Source organism: Ancylobacter sp. WKF20, assembly GCF_029760895.1.
Lineage (GTDB): Bacteria > Pseudomonadota > Alphaproteobacteria > Rhizobiales > Xanthobacteraceae > Ancylobacter.
This window is the reverse complement of record NZ_CP121679.1, coordinates 588,007-602,742: the sequence shown is the minus strand read 5'-3', so window position 1 is coordinate 602,742 and position 14,736 is coordinate 588,007. Positions and strand designations below refer to the sequence as shown.

Below are 14,736 nucleotides of genomic sequence, written 5' to 3'. Positions count from 1 at the left end.
ACGGCCTGGAATGCAAGAAGGGCGCCCGCGCAACGGGCGCCCTTCGCATGAGGCCATGAGAACACTCAGTTCTTCGGCAGGATTTCCCAGGTCTGGTTCAACCCGTGCTGCTGGGTGAAGAAGACCCGCCAGCCATTGGCGAAGGGCGTCGGAGCCTTGGTCCCGAACAGCCCGGCCACCGAGGCATCGCCATCGGAGACATGGATGCCGGTGATCTCGTTGTCGCCCTCGTTCTGATAAGCCGTCTGCTCGGCGTCCTCGGCAAGATCGGCGTCGATGGTCGCGGCGAGATCGCGGCCCTCGGCCAGGAAGCGCAGCGGCACGGCGCCCTTGGCGTAATCGGCGGTCACGTCGATCAGATAGCCGCTGTCGAGGGCGCTGCGCTGAGCGTGCAGCGTGTCGCCGGCATCCTCGACCACCGCCACCTGATGGGCGTTCCAGAAGCTGATATTGTCGAGGCCGGTATGGGCCACGTCGCCCAGAAAGACCATGGACAGTTCGGCCTCGTTGGCATCGGCGCTCGCCTGCTTGATCTTCAGCAGCGCCCCGAAGCCCCCCTGCTCCCGGCCCGCCGCGCTCTTGGCATTGGTGTCGCCGGTCTCCGTGAAGTAGAACTCGGTGAAGTTCGTGCCCGGCCGGAACACGCCGTTCTCGGGACGCTTGAACGGTGAGGCGCCGGCTTTCTTGGCCGCCGCATTGGCATCGAAGGGCTCGGTGCCGTCGCGATCGGTATCGTGGATCACGATCCACTTCGCCTTCAGCGTGGTGCCGTAGCTGTGCAGCGCCTTCAGCCCCGGCGCGGTGATGTCACCGTCCATATCATCGGGGTGGAAGCTCACCGGCGTGCCGTCCGGCGCGCTGTATTGAAGCGCCTCCAGCCTGCCGCCCTTCGACAGATCGCCGGCATCCTTCGGCACCAGCCGGTAGACGAAGGAATTGGGCTGCTTGGCCTTGGTGATCGTCTTCGAGGTCTTGCCGCCCTCATCCTCGACCAGCCAGATGGTGCCGTTGCGGTCGACCTGCACGCCCTCATAGGCGGCGTGGCCGAACACGCCGTGCAGCGTCACCACCTTGGCGGGGTAATCGACGGTCGAGAGCCACACGCCGCCGACCTTGCCTTCCTCCGCCGTGAACAGGAGCTGGCGGGTGAAGGGGTTCCAGGTCGAGCCGTCGAACATCTGGAGCGGCTGGCCGTCGACATCGCGCGCGGCGAGCAGCGTCACCCGATGGGCGGCATCCGCGTCGAGATTGATGCGGGTGATGTAACCCTGCGGTTTTCCGTCCACGGTGATGGCGCTCTCGTGGCCCTGGAAAAGGAAATGCGTGCCGTAATCATAGGCCGGGTCCGCCCCGGTCTGGCCGGCGAGCACCAGATAGGTGTTCTTGTCCGGCTCGGTCTTCGTCGCCTCGACATTATGGGTCGGGCTCTGCATGTCGCCCATTTTGGGGGCGAAGGGCTCGTGGCCCTGATAGCCGTAGAAGCGCACGATCTCGGTGGCGCCATCGAGCGCCATGTCGCCGGAGGCCACGACGGCCGCCATCAATTCGCGGGACAGGACATTCGGCGCCGAGTAGCCGTCCATCGGAGCGATCGGCCCGGGAACCGAGGAGAGCGGGTAATCGCCGGCCTGGGCGCAGGCCGTACCGGCCAGAGCGAACAGGATACCGAGCGTGAGACGGGAGGTGATGGCAGGCATGGGAATTGTCCTCTCAAGGGAGAAACCACCCGCCTCCTAGTCCTCGCAAATCACAGATCGATGAATGCCGGAACGGCATGACCAAGGGTAAATCATCATAAATTTCAATTGCTTGCACGGAAGGACGGCTGCCCTAACGTCGGTCTGGGGAGCTGCGGGCGCGCGCCCCCGCCGGCACAAAAAAGCCGCCGCTCCGGCGGGAGCGGCGGCTTCATGCGGGACGCCTGGTGCGACCCGGAGGCGTATCAGCCCACGCGCAGGTTGACCGCGGAGGTCTTGCCCGAACGCTGGTCGGTCTGCAGCTCGAAGGAAACCTTCTCGCCGTCGCGCAGGCCCTGCAGGCCCGAGCGCTGAACCGCGCTGATATGGACGAACACGTCCTTGCCCGCGCCATCAGGCTGGATGAAGCCGTAGCCCTTCTGGTCGTTGAACCACTTCACGGTGCCGGTCTGGGTAGACATCAGGGTAGTCTCACGTCATCGAGGTTGCACATTCAGCAGGCGCGTAGCACCTGCCGCTGGGTCGAATTTGGAAGAAAAGCTGAACGTGCACCCGGCAACGCCAAGGTGAAACGGCCCAGAGTCCAGCCAAAATCTGGCATGAAGACTAGCGCGAATGCGCGCCAATGCAAGGGCCGGTGCCGTCGCGGAAAGCCGCTTTAGCCGGCAAATGTCGCCGCCTCGCCCGCACCAGGCGACAAGACGGCGACATTCAGATCTCGTCTAAACAGGCGGCGCGCCGCCCGTTACTCCCGGACCGCTCAGAGCGGGCGCAGGTTCACCGCCGAGGTCTTGCCCGAACGCTGGTCCGTCTGCAGCTCGAAGGAGACCTTCTCGCCCTCGCGCAGGCCCTGCAGGCCCGAGCGCTGCACGGCGCTGATGTGGACGAACACGTCCTTGCCCGAGCCATCCGGCTGGATGAAGCCGTAGCCCTTCTGCTCGTTGAACCACTTAACGGTGCCGGTATCAGCCATAGAAAGAAACCTTAGGAGACCAGGATTTTTAGCGGCGAACGCCGGATGACGCCCGCCGGCAGACGGCTTGTGCGAAAACCTGTGCGCCCGCGGGCGGCGCAGTCCTTCGGTCAAATCCGTGCACGTTCAGATTGGCGAGGAATATGGCTTTTAGACGGCAAAAATCGCCACACTTCCGCCCCATATACGGCGAAACTGCGATGAGTTTCCTGGCGAGAAAATGCCAGCTTTTCAGCGGCTGACAGGGCTACCGTTCAGTAGCAATAATCATAGCTGACGCGGACCACGCGCCCGTTCGGGTAGCGGTAATGGCAGTTGCCGCGGCGGACGTAATAGTAACCCTGCGGGCCACGATTGCGCCCGATTACCGCGCCGGCGCTCGCCCCGATGGCGCCGCCGAGCAGCACGCCGGTGCCGGTGCCGATCAGCGCCCCGCCGAGGATCGCGCCGGTGAGCCCGCCGATCACCGCACCTTCCGCCGCGCCGCCATTGCCCGCGCGGGCGGGCGAAGAGGCCAGGCACGGGGCGGCGAGGCACAGGGCGACGGCAAGGAAGACGGCGCAGCGGCGAAACATCACGAACCTCCCCGGCGCGGCGCGAACCGGCCGCGCTCCAGCGCAAGGACGGTACGTGGGGGCAGGTTACGTTGGGATTAAGCCGGCGGGCATCGGCGCCGGGAGACCGCGCAAAGACAGGCGGACAGAGAGATGCGCGCGGGGGTCGCCCCCGCGCGCATGAAAAGGCTCAGCCGTTCTGCGCCTCGACCACCGCGATGGCGGTCATGTTGACCACGCCGCGCGCGGTCACCGAGGGCGTCAGCACATGCGCAGGGCGCGCCGTGCCGAGCAGGATCGGGCCGACGGGGAGCGCGTCGCCGAACACCTTCACCATCTGGTAGGCGATGTTGGCGGCGTCGAGATTGGGCATGACGAGGATGTTGGCCACGCCCTGCAGGCGCGAGCCCGGCATCACCCGCTCGCGCATCTCCGGCACCAGCGCGCTGTCGCCTTCCATCTCGCCATCGACCATCAGGTCCGGCGCCTTCTCGAGGATCAGGTCGAGCGTCGAGCGCATCTTCACCGCGCTCGCATCGTCGCGCGAGCCGAAGTCGGAATGCGAGAGCAGCGCCACCTTCGGCTCGATGCCGAAGCGCTTCACATGCGCCGCGGACAGGATCGCCATCTCGGCGAGATCCTCGGCGCTCGGGTCGGTCGTCACCTGCGTGTCGCAGAGGAAGAAGGCGCCCTTCTGTGTCAGCAACATGGAGAGCGCCGCCACATCGCGCACGCCCGGCGCGAGGCCGATGATGGTGCGAATGTGGCGCAGGTGCCGGATGAACCGCCCCTCAACGCCGCACAGCATGGTGTCGGCATCGCCCCGCACCACCGCCAGCGCGGCGATCACGGTCGGGGTGGTGCGCACCAGCGTGCGGGCGAGTTCCGGCGTCACGCCCCGGCGGCCGGCGCGCTCGACATAGGTCTGCACATAGTCGCGGTAGCGCGGATCGTCCTCGGGGTTGATGAGGTCGAATTCGACGCCCGGACGGATCGACAGGCCGAAACGCTCCAGCCGGGTCTCCACCACCGAGGGGCGGCCGATCAGGATCGGGCGGGCGATGCCCTCCTCGACCACGACCTGCGCCGCGCGCAGGATGCGCTCATCTTCGCCCTCGGCGTAGATCACGCGCTTGGGCGCCTGACGGGCGAGGGTGAAGATCGGCTTCATCACGAGGCCGGAGCGGAACACGAAGCGGTCGAGCTGCTCCTGATAGGCGTCGAAATCGGCGATCGGCCGCTTGGCCACGCCCGATTCCATCGCCGCGCGCGCCACCGCCGGCGCCACGCGCAGGATGAGGCGCGGGTCGAAGGGCGAGGGAATGAGCGAGGTCGCGCCGAACACCGGCGTCTCGCCGCCATAGGCGCGGGCCACCACGTCGGAGGGCGTGTCGCGCGCGAGCTCGGCGATGGCGTGAACGGCGGCGATCTTCATCGCCTCGTTGATCTGCGTCGCCCCGGCATCCAGCGCGCCGCGGAAGATGAAGGGGAAGCACAGGACGTTGTTGACCTGGTTCGGGAAGTCCGACCGGCCGGTGCAGATCATCGCGTCCGGGCGCGCCTCGCGGGCGAGGTCGGGCATGATCTCCGGCGTCGGGTTGGCCAGCGCCATGATGAGCGGACGGTCCGCCATCGCCTTCAGCATCTCGGGCTTGAGCACGCCGCCGGCGGAGAGGCCGATGAAGATGTCGGCGCCGGCGATCGCCTCGGCGAGCGTGCGGGCCTCGGTCTTCTGGGCGAAGGCGCCCTTATAGGGGTCCATCAGCACGGTGCGGCCTTCATAGACCACGCCCTCGATGTCGGTGACCCAGATATTCTCGCGCTTGGCGCCCATGGAGAGCAGCAGCCGCAGCGTGGCGATGGCCGCCGCGCCGGCGCCGGAGGTGACGATCTTCACCTCCTCCAGCTTCTTGCCGCCAATATGCAGCGCGTTGACGATGGCGGCGGCGACGATGATCGCGGTGCCGTGCTGGTCGTCATGGAAGACGGGAATGCCCATCTTCTCGCGCAGCCGTTCCTCGATCTCGAAGCACTCGGGTGCCTTGATGTCCTCGAGGTTGATGCCGCCGAAGGTCGGCTCCAGCGCGGCGACGACGCTCACCACATGGTCGGGCTCGAGCGCGTTGATCTCGATGTCGAACACGTCGATGCCGGCGAATTTCTTGAAGAGGACGGCCTTGCCCTCCATCACCGGTTTCGAGGCTTCCGGCCCGATATTGCCGAGCCCGAGCACCGCCGTGCCGTTGGACACCACCGCCACGAGATTCTGCCGGCCGGTCAGTTCGGCGACGAGTTCCTTGTCGGCGGCGATCGCCTCGCACACCGCAGCGACGCCGGGCGTATAGGCCAGCGCCAGATCGCGCTGATTGGCGAGCGGCTTGGTCGGCTGGATCTCCAGCTTCCCCGGACGGGGCAGGCGGTGATAGACCAGCGCCCCTGAGCGCAGGTCATCGGAAATGTACGAGGCCATGGCGATTCCTTCCCCCGGAACAGGCGGTACGGCGTGGGGCTCTCTTGTGCCGTACACCGAGTTGCCGATTTTGTAATGCCCGCCTTTCGACGGTCAGGTAAGCTTACTCATCAAAGCGGCCGCCGGACGAGACCAACCACCCGCGCGTACCGTCACTTTTCAGGTCGTATTCTCATGCGCAAGACTTTTGTCGTCGCGACTGCCGCCCTGCTCGTCGCCCTGGTCGGCGGCTATTTCGCGCTGGGCGCCATCGTGAACCATTTTGCCCGCCGGCAAGTGGACGCCCTGTTCGCCGATCTCGGCGCGGCGGGGATCGAGGCGCATCGCGGCGAGGTGCGCTTTGACCTGTTCAAGGGCCATTTCGAGATCGAGAATGTCTCCTTCACCTCTCCCGGCCAGGGCTCGCTGAAGCTGACCTCGCTGGTCGCCGACGGGCTGACCCGCCCGGATGACCGCCGCTTCACCGCCCGGCAGATCGACATTCACGACCTCTCCTTCGACGGCCCGGCCCCGCTCGCGCCCATGGTCGACATCAGCTACCGCGCGCCGAAGATCGAGATCACCGGCGTCGAAGGCCCGACCGTCGTGACCCCGGATGGCACCGAGCCGGCGCAGATCGCCCTCGCCGTGCTGGAGGCGCTGAAGGTGCAGCGCGTCGCCATCCCGGATTCGCTGGTCACCACCCGAACGGGCACCGGCAATGACCGGCTGGAGACCGACGTCACCCATGGCGCGGTGACGCTGGAGGAGATCGCCGGCGGCCGCGTGGCCCGCGCCAGCATGGAGCCCTCGCGCTTCACCTCGGGCGGCGCCCCGGCCAATGCCGCCACCGGCCGGGTCGGGCGCGTCAGCATCGAGACCATCGACGTCGCCGCCCTGCTGATCCTGCTCGACCCGGAGCGCCGCGCGCGGGAAGAAAACTACCGCACGCTCTACGGCACGGTGAAGGTCGATGGCTATGAGCTGAAGGCCGATAGCGGCCTCACCCAGCGCTGGAGCACGATCGCGATCGCTGATGTCGCCATCCGCCCCTCGGCCATTCCCGCCGAGGAGCTGCTGGCCAGCGGCCAGCGCATCCAGCAGCTCGCCGCCAAGGGCGAGCAGCCCGCGCCTGCCGAGATGGCGGACATGCTGCGCGCCATGGCCGCCACCTATGACGGGCTGCGCATCCGCTCCATCACGCTCAAGGACATGACCGCGCTGGAGGCGGACGGCACCAAGGTGGAGCTCGCCGCGCTCACCGCCGGCCCGCTCGATGAGGGAAAGCTCGACAGCCTTGCCCTCGACCGCCTCAAGGGCACCGAGCCGGACGGCAAGACCTTCCATCTCGACACGCTGAAGATCGGCGGGCTGCGGCCCGGCGCCATCATGGAACTCGCCGCCGACGCGGCCGAGAACCCGGACGCGACGCGCGACATCGCCTGGCTGATGCGGCTGTTCGGCATTGTCAGCAGCTTCACGCTGGAAGGCGCCGAGGCGCCGGTTGAGAAGGGCGGCGAGCCAGTGGTGATCGACCGGGCAAGCCTCTCCTGGAACGGCGAGACCGATGCCCTGCCGACCCGCATGGCCGCCTCGCTGCGCGTCACCGGCCCCACCTCCGCCTTCGCCGCCGACAAGCCGGTCTTCGCGCTGGTGCCGGACGGCATGCAGCGCGCCAGCGTCGCGCTGGACATTGGCGGGGAGTGGAACGAGGCGGCGAGCACCCTCACCCTCGCCCCGCTCTATGCCGAGGTGTCCGACGCCTTCGCCCTCTCGGTGAAGCTGTCGCTGAGCGATGTCGACGACGCGCTGTTCTCGCCGCAGCCGGACGAGGCGCTGGCCGGCGCGCTCGGCGCCAATCTCGGTGCGCTGGAGATCACCATTTCCGATGCCGGCATTTATGAGCGCAAGCTGGAGGAAGCCGCCAAGCAGCAGGACATGCAACCGGAGGCGCTGCGCCAGCTCCTCGCCGGCTTCGCCGAGCTGCTGCTCGCCCAGACGGTGGCCGACCGCCCGGATCTGGAACCCGCCGCGCAGGCGCTGGTCGCCTTCATCCAGAAGCCGCTCTCCACCCTCTCCCTGCGCATCACTCCCCGCCACGAGTCGTTGCCGGTGATGACCATCGTCGAAGCCGTGGAATCCGGCGAGCCGCTGGGCCTGATCGACGAGATCAACGTCCAGCTCACCCAGCCGCTCAGCCCGGTGACGCCGTAGGGGGCCGGGGAGACGCGGGGGTAAGGACGGAGCGGCTCCGCCAGACGCAGCGTGCGAGGCCGCACCCTGTAAACGTCATCCCGGCCGAAGCGCAGCGGAGAGCCGGGATCGCGCCCCGCTCTTACTGGAACACGCGATCCCGGATCGGCCTATCGGCCGTCCGGGATGACGGCGTGAGGGGCAAGTTTCGCCCGTTATGGCCGGACCAACTCTTTAGATGACGTGGGTGGGATAACGCCCAGTTCCGCCCGAACGGCGTCATGGCCGGGCTTGGCCCGGCCATCCACGACTTTCGCTCGCGAACATGGTGGCCGCCACGTCGTGGATCCCGGGCCAAGCCCGGGGATGACGGCTCTCCCCGTCATACCTCCATCGCCTTCGTGTCCCGGACGCCTGAAGCGCCCGCGGAAGGCGAGCCGAGACCCAGCGCCAGACTCTTCTGCCAATGAACTCCCCAAGGCGCGGAGCGCGAGGCCGCACCCTGTAAACGTCATCCCGGCCGAAGCGCAGCGCAGAGCCGGGATCGCGCGCCGCCCTCAGGGGAACACGATCCCGGATCGGCCTTCGGCCGTCCGGGATGATGGCGCGAGGGGCAAGTTTCGCCCGTTATGGCCGGACCAACTCTTTAGATGACGTGGGTGGGATAACGCCTAGTTCCGCCCGAACGGCGTCATGGCCGGGCTTGGCCCGGCCATCCACGACTTTCGCTCGCGAACATGGTGGCCGCCACGTCGTGGATCCCCGGGCCAAGCCCGGGGATGACGGCTCTGCCCGTCATCCCTCCATCGCCCTCGTGTCCCGGACGCCTGAAGCGCCCGCGGAAGGCGAGCCGAGACCCAGCGCCAGACTCTTCTGCCAATGAACTCCCCAAGGCGCGGAGCGCGAGGCCGCACCCTGTAAACGTCATCCCGGCCGAAGCGCAGCGTAGAGCCGGGATCGCGCGCCGCCCTCGGGACAACACGATCCCGGATCGGCCTTCGGCCGTCCGGGATGACGGCGTGAGGGACGCCCCCTCACCCCCGCGTGATGCGCACGCGGTTGTCGTGGAAGGCGGCGCCGCCGACCGGGGCGACGGGGTCGGCGCCGGTCAGGCTGTTGATGCCCTGCCCGTCCTCATGGGCATGGTTCGGCCAGATCGATTCCGCCACCACCACGCCGCGCCGCAGACCGTCGAAGAGCTGCACATGCAGCCGTACCTCGCCGCGTGCGCTGGCGACCCGGGCGAGATCGCCCTCCACGAGGCCGAGCGCGGCCGCGTCCTCAGGGTGGATCATCAGCTCCGGCCGCTTCTCGCGCGCCAGCGAGCTCGGCGTTTCCGTGAAGGTCGAGTTGAGGAAATTGCGCGCGGGCGCGGTGACCAGACGGAACGGGTACTCCTCATTCGCCTCCTCGATGACCGCCCAATGGTCCGGCCATTCCGGCATCTGGGTGTACGGCCCCATCTTGGAGGGGGCGGCATAAGGCACCTTGGCCCAGTTCGGCTTGAGGCGGAACTTGCCATCCGGCCAGCTGAAGCCCTTCAGATAATGCGCCGTGGCGAAGTCCGGCTGCACGTCGAGGAAACGCTTTTCCTCAAGCTCATCAAGGGTGCCGCGCCCGGTGGCCTGCAGCGTCCAGTCGATGATCGCGCGCGGGCTCATCGCGAAGCCGCGATGCTCCGCCCCGAGCCGCTCCGCCAGCGCGCAGATCACCTCATGGTTGGAACGGCAGTCGCCGGCCGGCTCGACCAGCTTGGGGCCGAGCATGACATACTGGTTGCCGCCGGCCTGATAGAGGTCGTCATGCTCGGTGAACATGGTCGCCGGCAGCACGATGTCCGCCATCGCCGCCGTCTCGGTCATGAACTGCTCATGCACGGCGACGAACAGGTCCTCGCGCGCGAACCCCGCCTGCACCCGGGCCTGATCCGGCGCGACCGAGACCGGGTTGGTGTTCTGGATGAGCATCGCCGTCACGGGCGGGCCACCCGCCAGCGCCTCGGCATCGCCGGTGAGGATCGCGCCGATGCGCGACTGGTCGAGCTGCCGGCCCGGGCGAGGACGCGGGCGCGCCTCACTGGACTCACTGGCCTGACTGGTCACCTCACTGGCCTGACTGGTCACCCCATTGGACCCGGGGGTGAGCAGGTCCAGCCCCTCGATCAGCGTCTTGTTCCAGCGGTAGATCGCCGAGTTGGTATGGAAGGCACCACCGCCCTCATGCTGCCAGGCGCCGGTCACGGTCGGGATGCAGGTCACCGCGTGCATGGCCACCGCGCCATTGCGCGAGCGGGTAAAACCATACCCCGCGCGAATGAAAGTCTTCGGGGTGCGGCCGATCGCGTGGGCGAAGGCCTCGATTTCGGCGACCGGCAGGCCGGTGATCGCCGCCGCCCATTCCGGCGTGCGGTCCTGCAGATGGGCTTCAAGCCCGGCGGGATCGTCAGCGAAATCAGCGAGATAGGTGCGGTCGGCGAGGTTGTCGCGGAACAGCACATGCATGATCGCGCAGGCGAGCGCCGCATCGGTGCCCGGCCGGATCAGCACGGGGATATCGGCCTGCTCCATGGTCGGCGAGCGGTACACATCCACCACCGCGATCTTCGCGCCGCGCTCCTTGCGGGCGCGGATGGCGTGGGTCATCACATTGACCTGCGTCGCCACGGGGTTGGTGCCCCAGATCACCACCAGGTCGGCCTTGGCGATCTCGCGCGGGTCCGGCCCGGCGAGGCGGCCGGTGCCGGCCATGAAGCCGCTCCACGCCGGATTGACGCAAATCGTTGAGAAGAAACGCGAATAACCCATCGCATGGGTCAGCCGGTTGATGCCGTCGCGCATCACCAGCCCCATCGTGCCGGCATAATAATACGGCCAGACGGTCTCCGGCCCGTGCATCCGGGCAGCCTTATCGAAGCGATGGGCGATCTCGTCGAGCGCCTCGTCCCAGCCGATCGGAGCGAAACGCCCCTCCCCCTTCGCGCCGATGCGGCGCAAAGGCTGGGTCAGGCGGCCGGGATGATGCGCGCGCTCGGAGTATCTTGCTACCTTCGCGCAGATGACGCCGGCGGTGTAGCTGTTGTCACGCGAGCCGCGCACCCGGCCGATGCGCCCGCCGGAGATGTCGATCTCCAGCGCGCAGGTCGACGGGCAGTCATGCGGACAGGCGGAATAGCCGGTGTGGCTGGGCAGGCTGTGCTGATTCATGAAAAAGGCGCTCCGCCAGCATCCTAGCGGAGCGCCCCATCTTTTTACATCACGGCGTTAGGCCAACGCCGCGACAGGCTCAGTGCGAGCCGACCACCGCCGCCGAACGACGGTTCTTCACGATCCAGCCAAAGGCCAGCACGAAGGCCGCACCGACCACAGCCGCGAGGTAATGCGGCAGCGGGGCGGGCTTGAGACCCACCGGATCCTCGGGATCGGCGATGGTCTCGACCAGGTTCGGGCCCAGGCCCTGCATGGTTTCCAGCACGATCTTGTCGCTGACCAGCATCTCGCCGGCGATCCAGCCGAGCAGCGCCGCGCCGAACCAGATGAGGATCGGGAAGCGCGAGATCAGCTTCAGGATGAGCTGCGAGCCGAAGATGATCAGCGGGATGGTGAGCAGCAGGCCGAAGATGAACAGCTCGGCATGGCCACGGGCGGCCGCGGCGATGGCGACGACATTGTCGAGGCTCATCACGGCATCGGCGATGGCGATGGTGCGCACGGCCTTCCACAGGCTGTCCGCGCCCTCGACATGATGGCCGTCACCGCCCTCGTCCAGCACCAGCTTGATGGCGATCCAGAACAGCAGCAGGGCGCCGACCACCTTCAGCAGCGGAACGCCAAGAAGGTACGATACAACCAGCGCGAAGATGATGCGCAGGCCAACCGCCGCGCCGGCGCCGAGCAGAATGCCCCATTTACGCTGCTTCTCCGGCAGCGAGCGGCAGGCAAGCGCGATGACGACGGCATTGTCGCCGGACAGCAGCAGGTCGATCCAGATGATCTGCAGCAGAGCGACCCAGAAGATAGGGCTCGAAAAATCCATAGGTTCTCTCCGGTCGTCGAAAAGTAGAGTTCAGTAAGGACCGGGCCCCAACCCCATCTGGCATACCTTGTTATGTATGCCAGATTTTTTCCCTGAAACTGAAAGCGCCCGCGACGGATGAGGTCGCGGGCGCTTCAGGGAGGGAACCCGATTCAGCGCGTCAGGCGTGCGTTTCGGGCAGGTGGGAGCCACGACGCAGGCGCGTCATGCCCCAGCCGAGCGCCAGCACGATCACCGCGCCCGCAGCCGCCGCCGCATATTCGTAGTGGTGGACAAGCGCCTCGCCGAAATAATCGAGCACCTTCACATCCGAGACGAACATCTCGCCCGCGACCCAGCCCAGCAGAGCCGCGCCGGCCCACACCAGGAAGGGGAAACGCGCCAGCAGGCCCATGATGAGCGCCGCGCCGGCGATGATCATCGGGATGGAGATGACGAGGCCGATGATGATCAGCGTCCAGTCGCCATCGGCGACGGCGGCGATGGCGACGACATTGTCGAGGCTCATCACCAGGTCGGCGACCGCGATGGTGCCGACGGCGCGCCACAGGCTGTCATGCGCGGCGACGCCGCCCTCTTCGCCTTCAGCCTCGGGGACGACGAGATCGACGGCGATGTACATCAGCGCCAGCGAGCCGACGACGCGCAGCCAGGGCAGGCCGAGCAGCACGGCAATGATGGCGGTGAAGACGATGCGCATGCCCACGGCGACACCAGCGCCGAGAATCATGCCTGTGCGGCGCATCTTGTCGGGGAGCGACCGGCAGGCCATGGCGATGACGACAGCGTTGTCGCCGGACAGCAGCACGTTGATCCAGATGATCTTCAACAGTGCCAGCCAGAATAGCGGCTCAAGATAATTCATTATGGTTCCCTCACCTCGTTCCGCGTGCGGACGAGACTCTCTTGATTGGTTCAAGCGGCGTTGGCGCGCCGTGCAAAGGTGAGGCAAGAGGAGGTGGCTCCGGCGGGCCCACTCCCGGGCGCTCTTGGCGCGCCAAATCGGCTATCCCCGCTGCGGGCCACTTCTCCTGTGGCCGGACCCCCGCAGCGCCATGAGCGGCAACATACATAATAATCTATCCGACCGCCAACCCCTTCTGTTCCCCTATTCCGAGTTAATGATGCTGCGGACGCGCTCGTTTACGCTGCCGCGCACAAGAAAAGCCCCGCCCGGTTGCCCGGACGGGGCCTGAACTCAGCGTAATCGGCTGCGAAGACTGAGGATCAGCCGACGATCTCGTTGCCCGCGAAGAACTGGGCGATCTCGATCGCGGCGTTCTCGAGGCTGTCCGAACCGTGGGCCGAGTTCTCGCCGACGGAGAGGGCGAAGTCCTTGCGGATGGTGCCCTCGGCGGCGTTAGCCGGGTTGGTGGCGCCCATGACGTCGCGGTACTTGGCAACCGCGCCTTCGCCTTCCAGCACCTGCACGACGATCGGGCCGGAGATCATGAAGTCCACGAGCTCACCGAAGAAGGGGCGCTCCTTGTGGACCGCGTAGAAGGTTTCGGCCTGAGCGCGGGTGAGCAGGATGCGCTTCTGCGCGACGATGCGCAGGCCGGCCTTCTCGATATAGGCGTTGATGGCGCCCGTCAGGTTGCGCTGGGTCGCGTCGGGCTTGAGGATCGAAAAGGTGCGCTCGAGCGCCATGGTCGTCTTCCTTGAAAGTGTGGGGAATGCGTGATCGAGGCGGCTTATAGCGGGGGCTCCCGGTCCCGACAAGACGCCCGCTGCATCATGGCGCGCCGCCATGCCACAGCGCCTTTGCCTGCCGGGCGGGACAGCCCGTATCGAGGCCCCGCGCCCGTCAAAAGAGACCGCGGAATGGGCTGGAACACAGCTGCGTGCACCGACGAAAGTTCCGGGCGTTCGCGGCTTGTGGGAAAGGGGAGCGAGGCGCATCTGTTCGGCGCAAGGCGGGCTCCTTCCCGCCCCTCGCCTGAAAGCCTGCGTGATGACGAAGTATGTGTTCCCTGTGCTTGGCGCCCTCCTGCTGCTGGGCGGCGCCCTGCTCCTCCCGCGATTGACCTCGGCGGGAGCCAGCGCCGGTACGGGCGTGCCGGCCATCACGGCCAAGGCCCAGACCGAGCCGCAGCCGACCGGCTACCGGAGCTGCTTCCAGGAGCGCAGCTTTGTCGCCTCCGGTACGCCGCGGTTCGAAACCCGGCGCCGTTGCGTATTCGACGAGTAATCGCGCTTCACGACTTCATGAACGATCCTTGGAACCTTCTACGGCGTACCCACGTTAAGTCACCGTTAACGAAGCGCATGAGGCCACCACGGATGAACGAAGGCGTCGTTGTTCGTTCTCTTCAGCCAGCCGCCCCGAGCGGCCGGCAGCGGCACCGTGTGCGCGGAAAATATGTCGAGGTACGGCGTCACAGTGAGCGTAACCCCGTGAGTTTCTGGGAAGGCGTGCGTTTCTAACGGTCCGGTGGCTGCTCCACCGGGAGGTGGAAGGAGCCGGATATGTTGAAAACCGTGATGATCAGTGCCGTTGCGGCGGTCATGGGCTTCAGCGCTCTCTATGTGGGCGCGGCCTCGGCCACCGGTTACTTCAAGCGTCAGCCGCAGGTGGCGACGGTCGAGATTCCGACCGAACCGGTTGCGGGTGACTGCGTGATGCAGACGCGCTGGATGAGCGATGCGGGCCGCATGGTCCAGGTCGAGCGCCCCGTCTGCTACTGAGATTTCAGGAATAGGCTCGCGGCATCCCCCACTCCCCCAAGCCCCGACGCGAGCCCATACGCCCCGGCTCCTCCCCCCAAGGAGCCGGGGCATTCTTTTTGGGCTGACCTTCTCCCCAGCGTGAAGATGAACACCGGCCAACGGCGCGTT

General features: G+C 66.9%; 12 protein-coding genes. 3 read left to right on the top strand and 9 right to left on the bottom strand.

Annotated elements, in window-relative coordinates; all coding sequences use genetic code 11:
• Positions 1 to 65: 65 nt before the first annotated feature.
• The 5 genes from AncyloWKF20_RS02745 to AncyloWKF20_RS02725 all read right to left on the bottom strand — a co-directional run bounded on the left by AncyloWKF20_RS02745 (position 66) and on the right by AncyloWKF20_RS02725 (position 5,694).
• Entirely contained in the window at positions 66 to 1,697 is a 1,632-nt protein-coding gene (locus AncyloWKF20_RS02745; RefSeq protein ID WP_279316429.1) for an alkaline phosphatase PhoX, read from the bottom strand.
• A gap of 245 nt (positions 1,698 to 1,942) precedes the next feature.
• Positions 1,943 to 2,158, bottom strand: a complete 216-nt coding sequence (locus AncyloWKF20_RS02740; protein ID WP_013165949.1) for a cold-shock protein — start codon at positions 2,156 to 2,158, stop codon at positions 1,943 to 1,945.
• Positions 2,159 to 2,457: 299 nt separating this feature from the next.
• The gene (locus tag AncyloWKF20_RS02735; RefSeq protein ID WP_213755755.1) at positions 2,458 to 2,670 is read right to left on the bottom strand and encodes a cold-shock protein; all 213 of its coding nucleotides are present in this window, start codon (positions 2,668 to 2,670) and stop codon (positions 2,458 to 2,460) included.
• A 254-nt stretch (positions 2,671 to 2,924) separates the two neighbouring features.
• Entirely contained in the window at positions 2,925 to 3,245 is a 321-nt protein-coding gene (locus AncyloWKF20_RS02730; RefSeq protein WP_279316428.1) for a hypothetical protein, read from the bottom strand.
• A gap of 169 nt (positions 3,246 to 3,414) precedes the next feature.
• Entirely contained in the window at positions 3,415 to 5,694 is a 2,280-nt protein-coding gene (locus AncyloWKF20_RS02725; RefSeq protein ID WP_279316427.1) for an NADP-dependent malic enzyme, read from the bottom strand.
• 174 nt (positions 5,695 to 5,868) lie between these two features.
• Here AncyloWKF20_RS02725 and AncyloWKF20_RS02720 point away from each other — a divergent pair, with 174 nt between their 5' ends.
• Positions 5,869 to 7,887 carry a hypothetical protein gene (locus AncyloWKF20_RS02720; protein ID WP_279316426.1) on the top strand — a complete coding sequence of 673 codons (2,019 nt, stop codon included), beginning with the start codon at positions 5,869 to 5,871 and terminating at the stop codon, positions 7,885 to 7,887.
• A gap of 1,013 nt (positions 7,888 to 8,900) precedes the next feature.
• Here the strand turns inward: AncyloWKF20_RS02720 and AncyloWKF20_RS02715 are convergent.
• The 4 genes from AncyloWKF20_RS02715 to ndk form a co-directional block, all read right to left on the bottom strand.
• A complete protein-coding gene (locus AncyloWKF20_RS02715; RefSeq protein WP_279316425.1) occupies positions 8,901 to 11,069 on the bottom strand; it encodes a molybdopterin oxidoreductase family protein in 2,169 nt (722 codons plus the stop codon).
• Positions 11,070 to 11,148: 79 nt separating this feature from the next.
• Complete coding sequence (locus tag AncyloWKF20_RS02710) at positions 11,149 to 11,898, bottom strand: TerC family protein (protein WP_279316424.1); 750 nt, start codon at positions 11,896 to 11,898, stop codon at positions 11,149 to 11,151.
• 160 nt (positions 11,899 to 12,058) lie between these two features.
• Complete coding sequence (locus tag AncyloWKF20_RS02705; RefSeq protein ID WP_279316423.1) at positions 12,059 to 12,763, bottom strand: TerC family protein; 705 nt, start codon at positions 12,761 to 12,763, stop codon at positions 12,059 to 12,061.
• Between the two features lie 362 nt (positions 12,764 to 13,125).
• Complete coding sequence (gene ndk, locus AncyloWKF20_RS02700; RefSeq protein ID WP_279316422.1) at positions 13,126 to 13,548, bottom strand: nucleoside-diphosphate kinase; 423 nt, start codon at positions 13,546 to 13,548, stop codon at positions 13,126 to 13,128.
• Between the two features lie 301 nt (positions 13,549 to 13,849).
• Here ndk and AncyloWKF20_RS02695 point away from each other — a divergent pair, with 301 nt between their 5' ends.
• Positions 13,850 to 14,089 carry a hypothetical protein gene (locus tag AncyloWKF20_RS02695; protein ID WP_279316421.1) on the top strand — a complete coding sequence of 80 codons (240 nt, stop codon included), beginning with the start codon at positions 13,850 to 13,852 and terminating at the stop codon, positions 14,087 to 14,089.
• Positions 14,090 to 14,367: 278 nt separating this feature from the next.
• Entirely contained in the window at positions 14,368 to 14,586 is a 219-nt protein-coding gene (locus AncyloWKF20_RS02690) for a hypothetical protein (protein ID WP_279316420.1), read from the top strand.
• Positions 14,587 to 14,736 lie beyond the last annotated feature (150 nt).

Bases quoted from the DNA above. Each gene is read 5' to 3' on its own strand.
- AncyloWKF20_RS02725 (WP_279316427.1), bottom strand. From the start codon at position 5,694: ATGGCCTCGTACATTTCCGATGACCTGCGCTCAGGGGCGCTGGTCTAT.
- AncyloWKF20_RS02740 (WP_013165949.1), bottom strand. From the start codon at position 2,158: ATGTCTACCCAGACCGGCACCGTGAAGTGGTTCAACGACCAGAAGGGC.
- ndk (WP_279316422.1), bottom strand. From the start codon at position 13,548: ATGGCGCTCGAGCGCACCTTTTCGATCCTCAAGCCCGACGCGACCCAG.
- AncyloWKF20_RS02745 (WP_279316429.1), bottom strand. From the start codon at position 1,697: ATGCCTGCCATCACCTCCCGTCTCACGCTCGGTATCCTGTTCGCTCTG.
- AncyloWKF20_RS02705 (WP_279316423.1), bottom strand. From the start codon at position 12,763: ATGAATTATCTTGAGCCGCTATTCTGGCTGGCACTGTTGAAGATCATC.
- AncyloWKF20_RS02735 (WP_213755755.1), bottom strand. From the start codon at position 2,670: ATGGCTGATACCGGCACCGTTAAGTGGTTCAACGAGCAGAAGGGCTAC.
- AncyloWKF20_RS02715 (WP_279316425.1), bottom strand. From the start codon at position 11,069: ATGAATCAGCACAGCCTGCCCAGCCACACCGGCTATTCCGCCTGTCCG.
- AncyloWKF20_RS02720 (WP_279316426.1), top strand. From the start codon at position 5,869: ATGCGCAAGACTTTTGTCGTCGCGACTGCCGCCCTGCTCGTCGCCCTG.
- AncyloWKF20_RS02710 (WP_279316424.1), bottom strand. From the start codon at position 11,898: ATGGATTTTTCGAGCCCTATCTTCTGGGTCGCTCTGCTGCAGATCATC.
- AncyloWKF20_RS02690 (WP_279316420.1), top strand. From the start codon at position 14,368: ATGTTGAAAACCGTGATGATCAGTGCCGTTGCGGCGGTCATGGGCTTC.
- AncyloWKF20_RS02730 (WP_279316428.1), bottom strand. From the start codon at position 3,245: ATGTTTCGCCGCTGCGCCGTCTTCCTTGCCGTCGCCCTGTGCCTCGCC.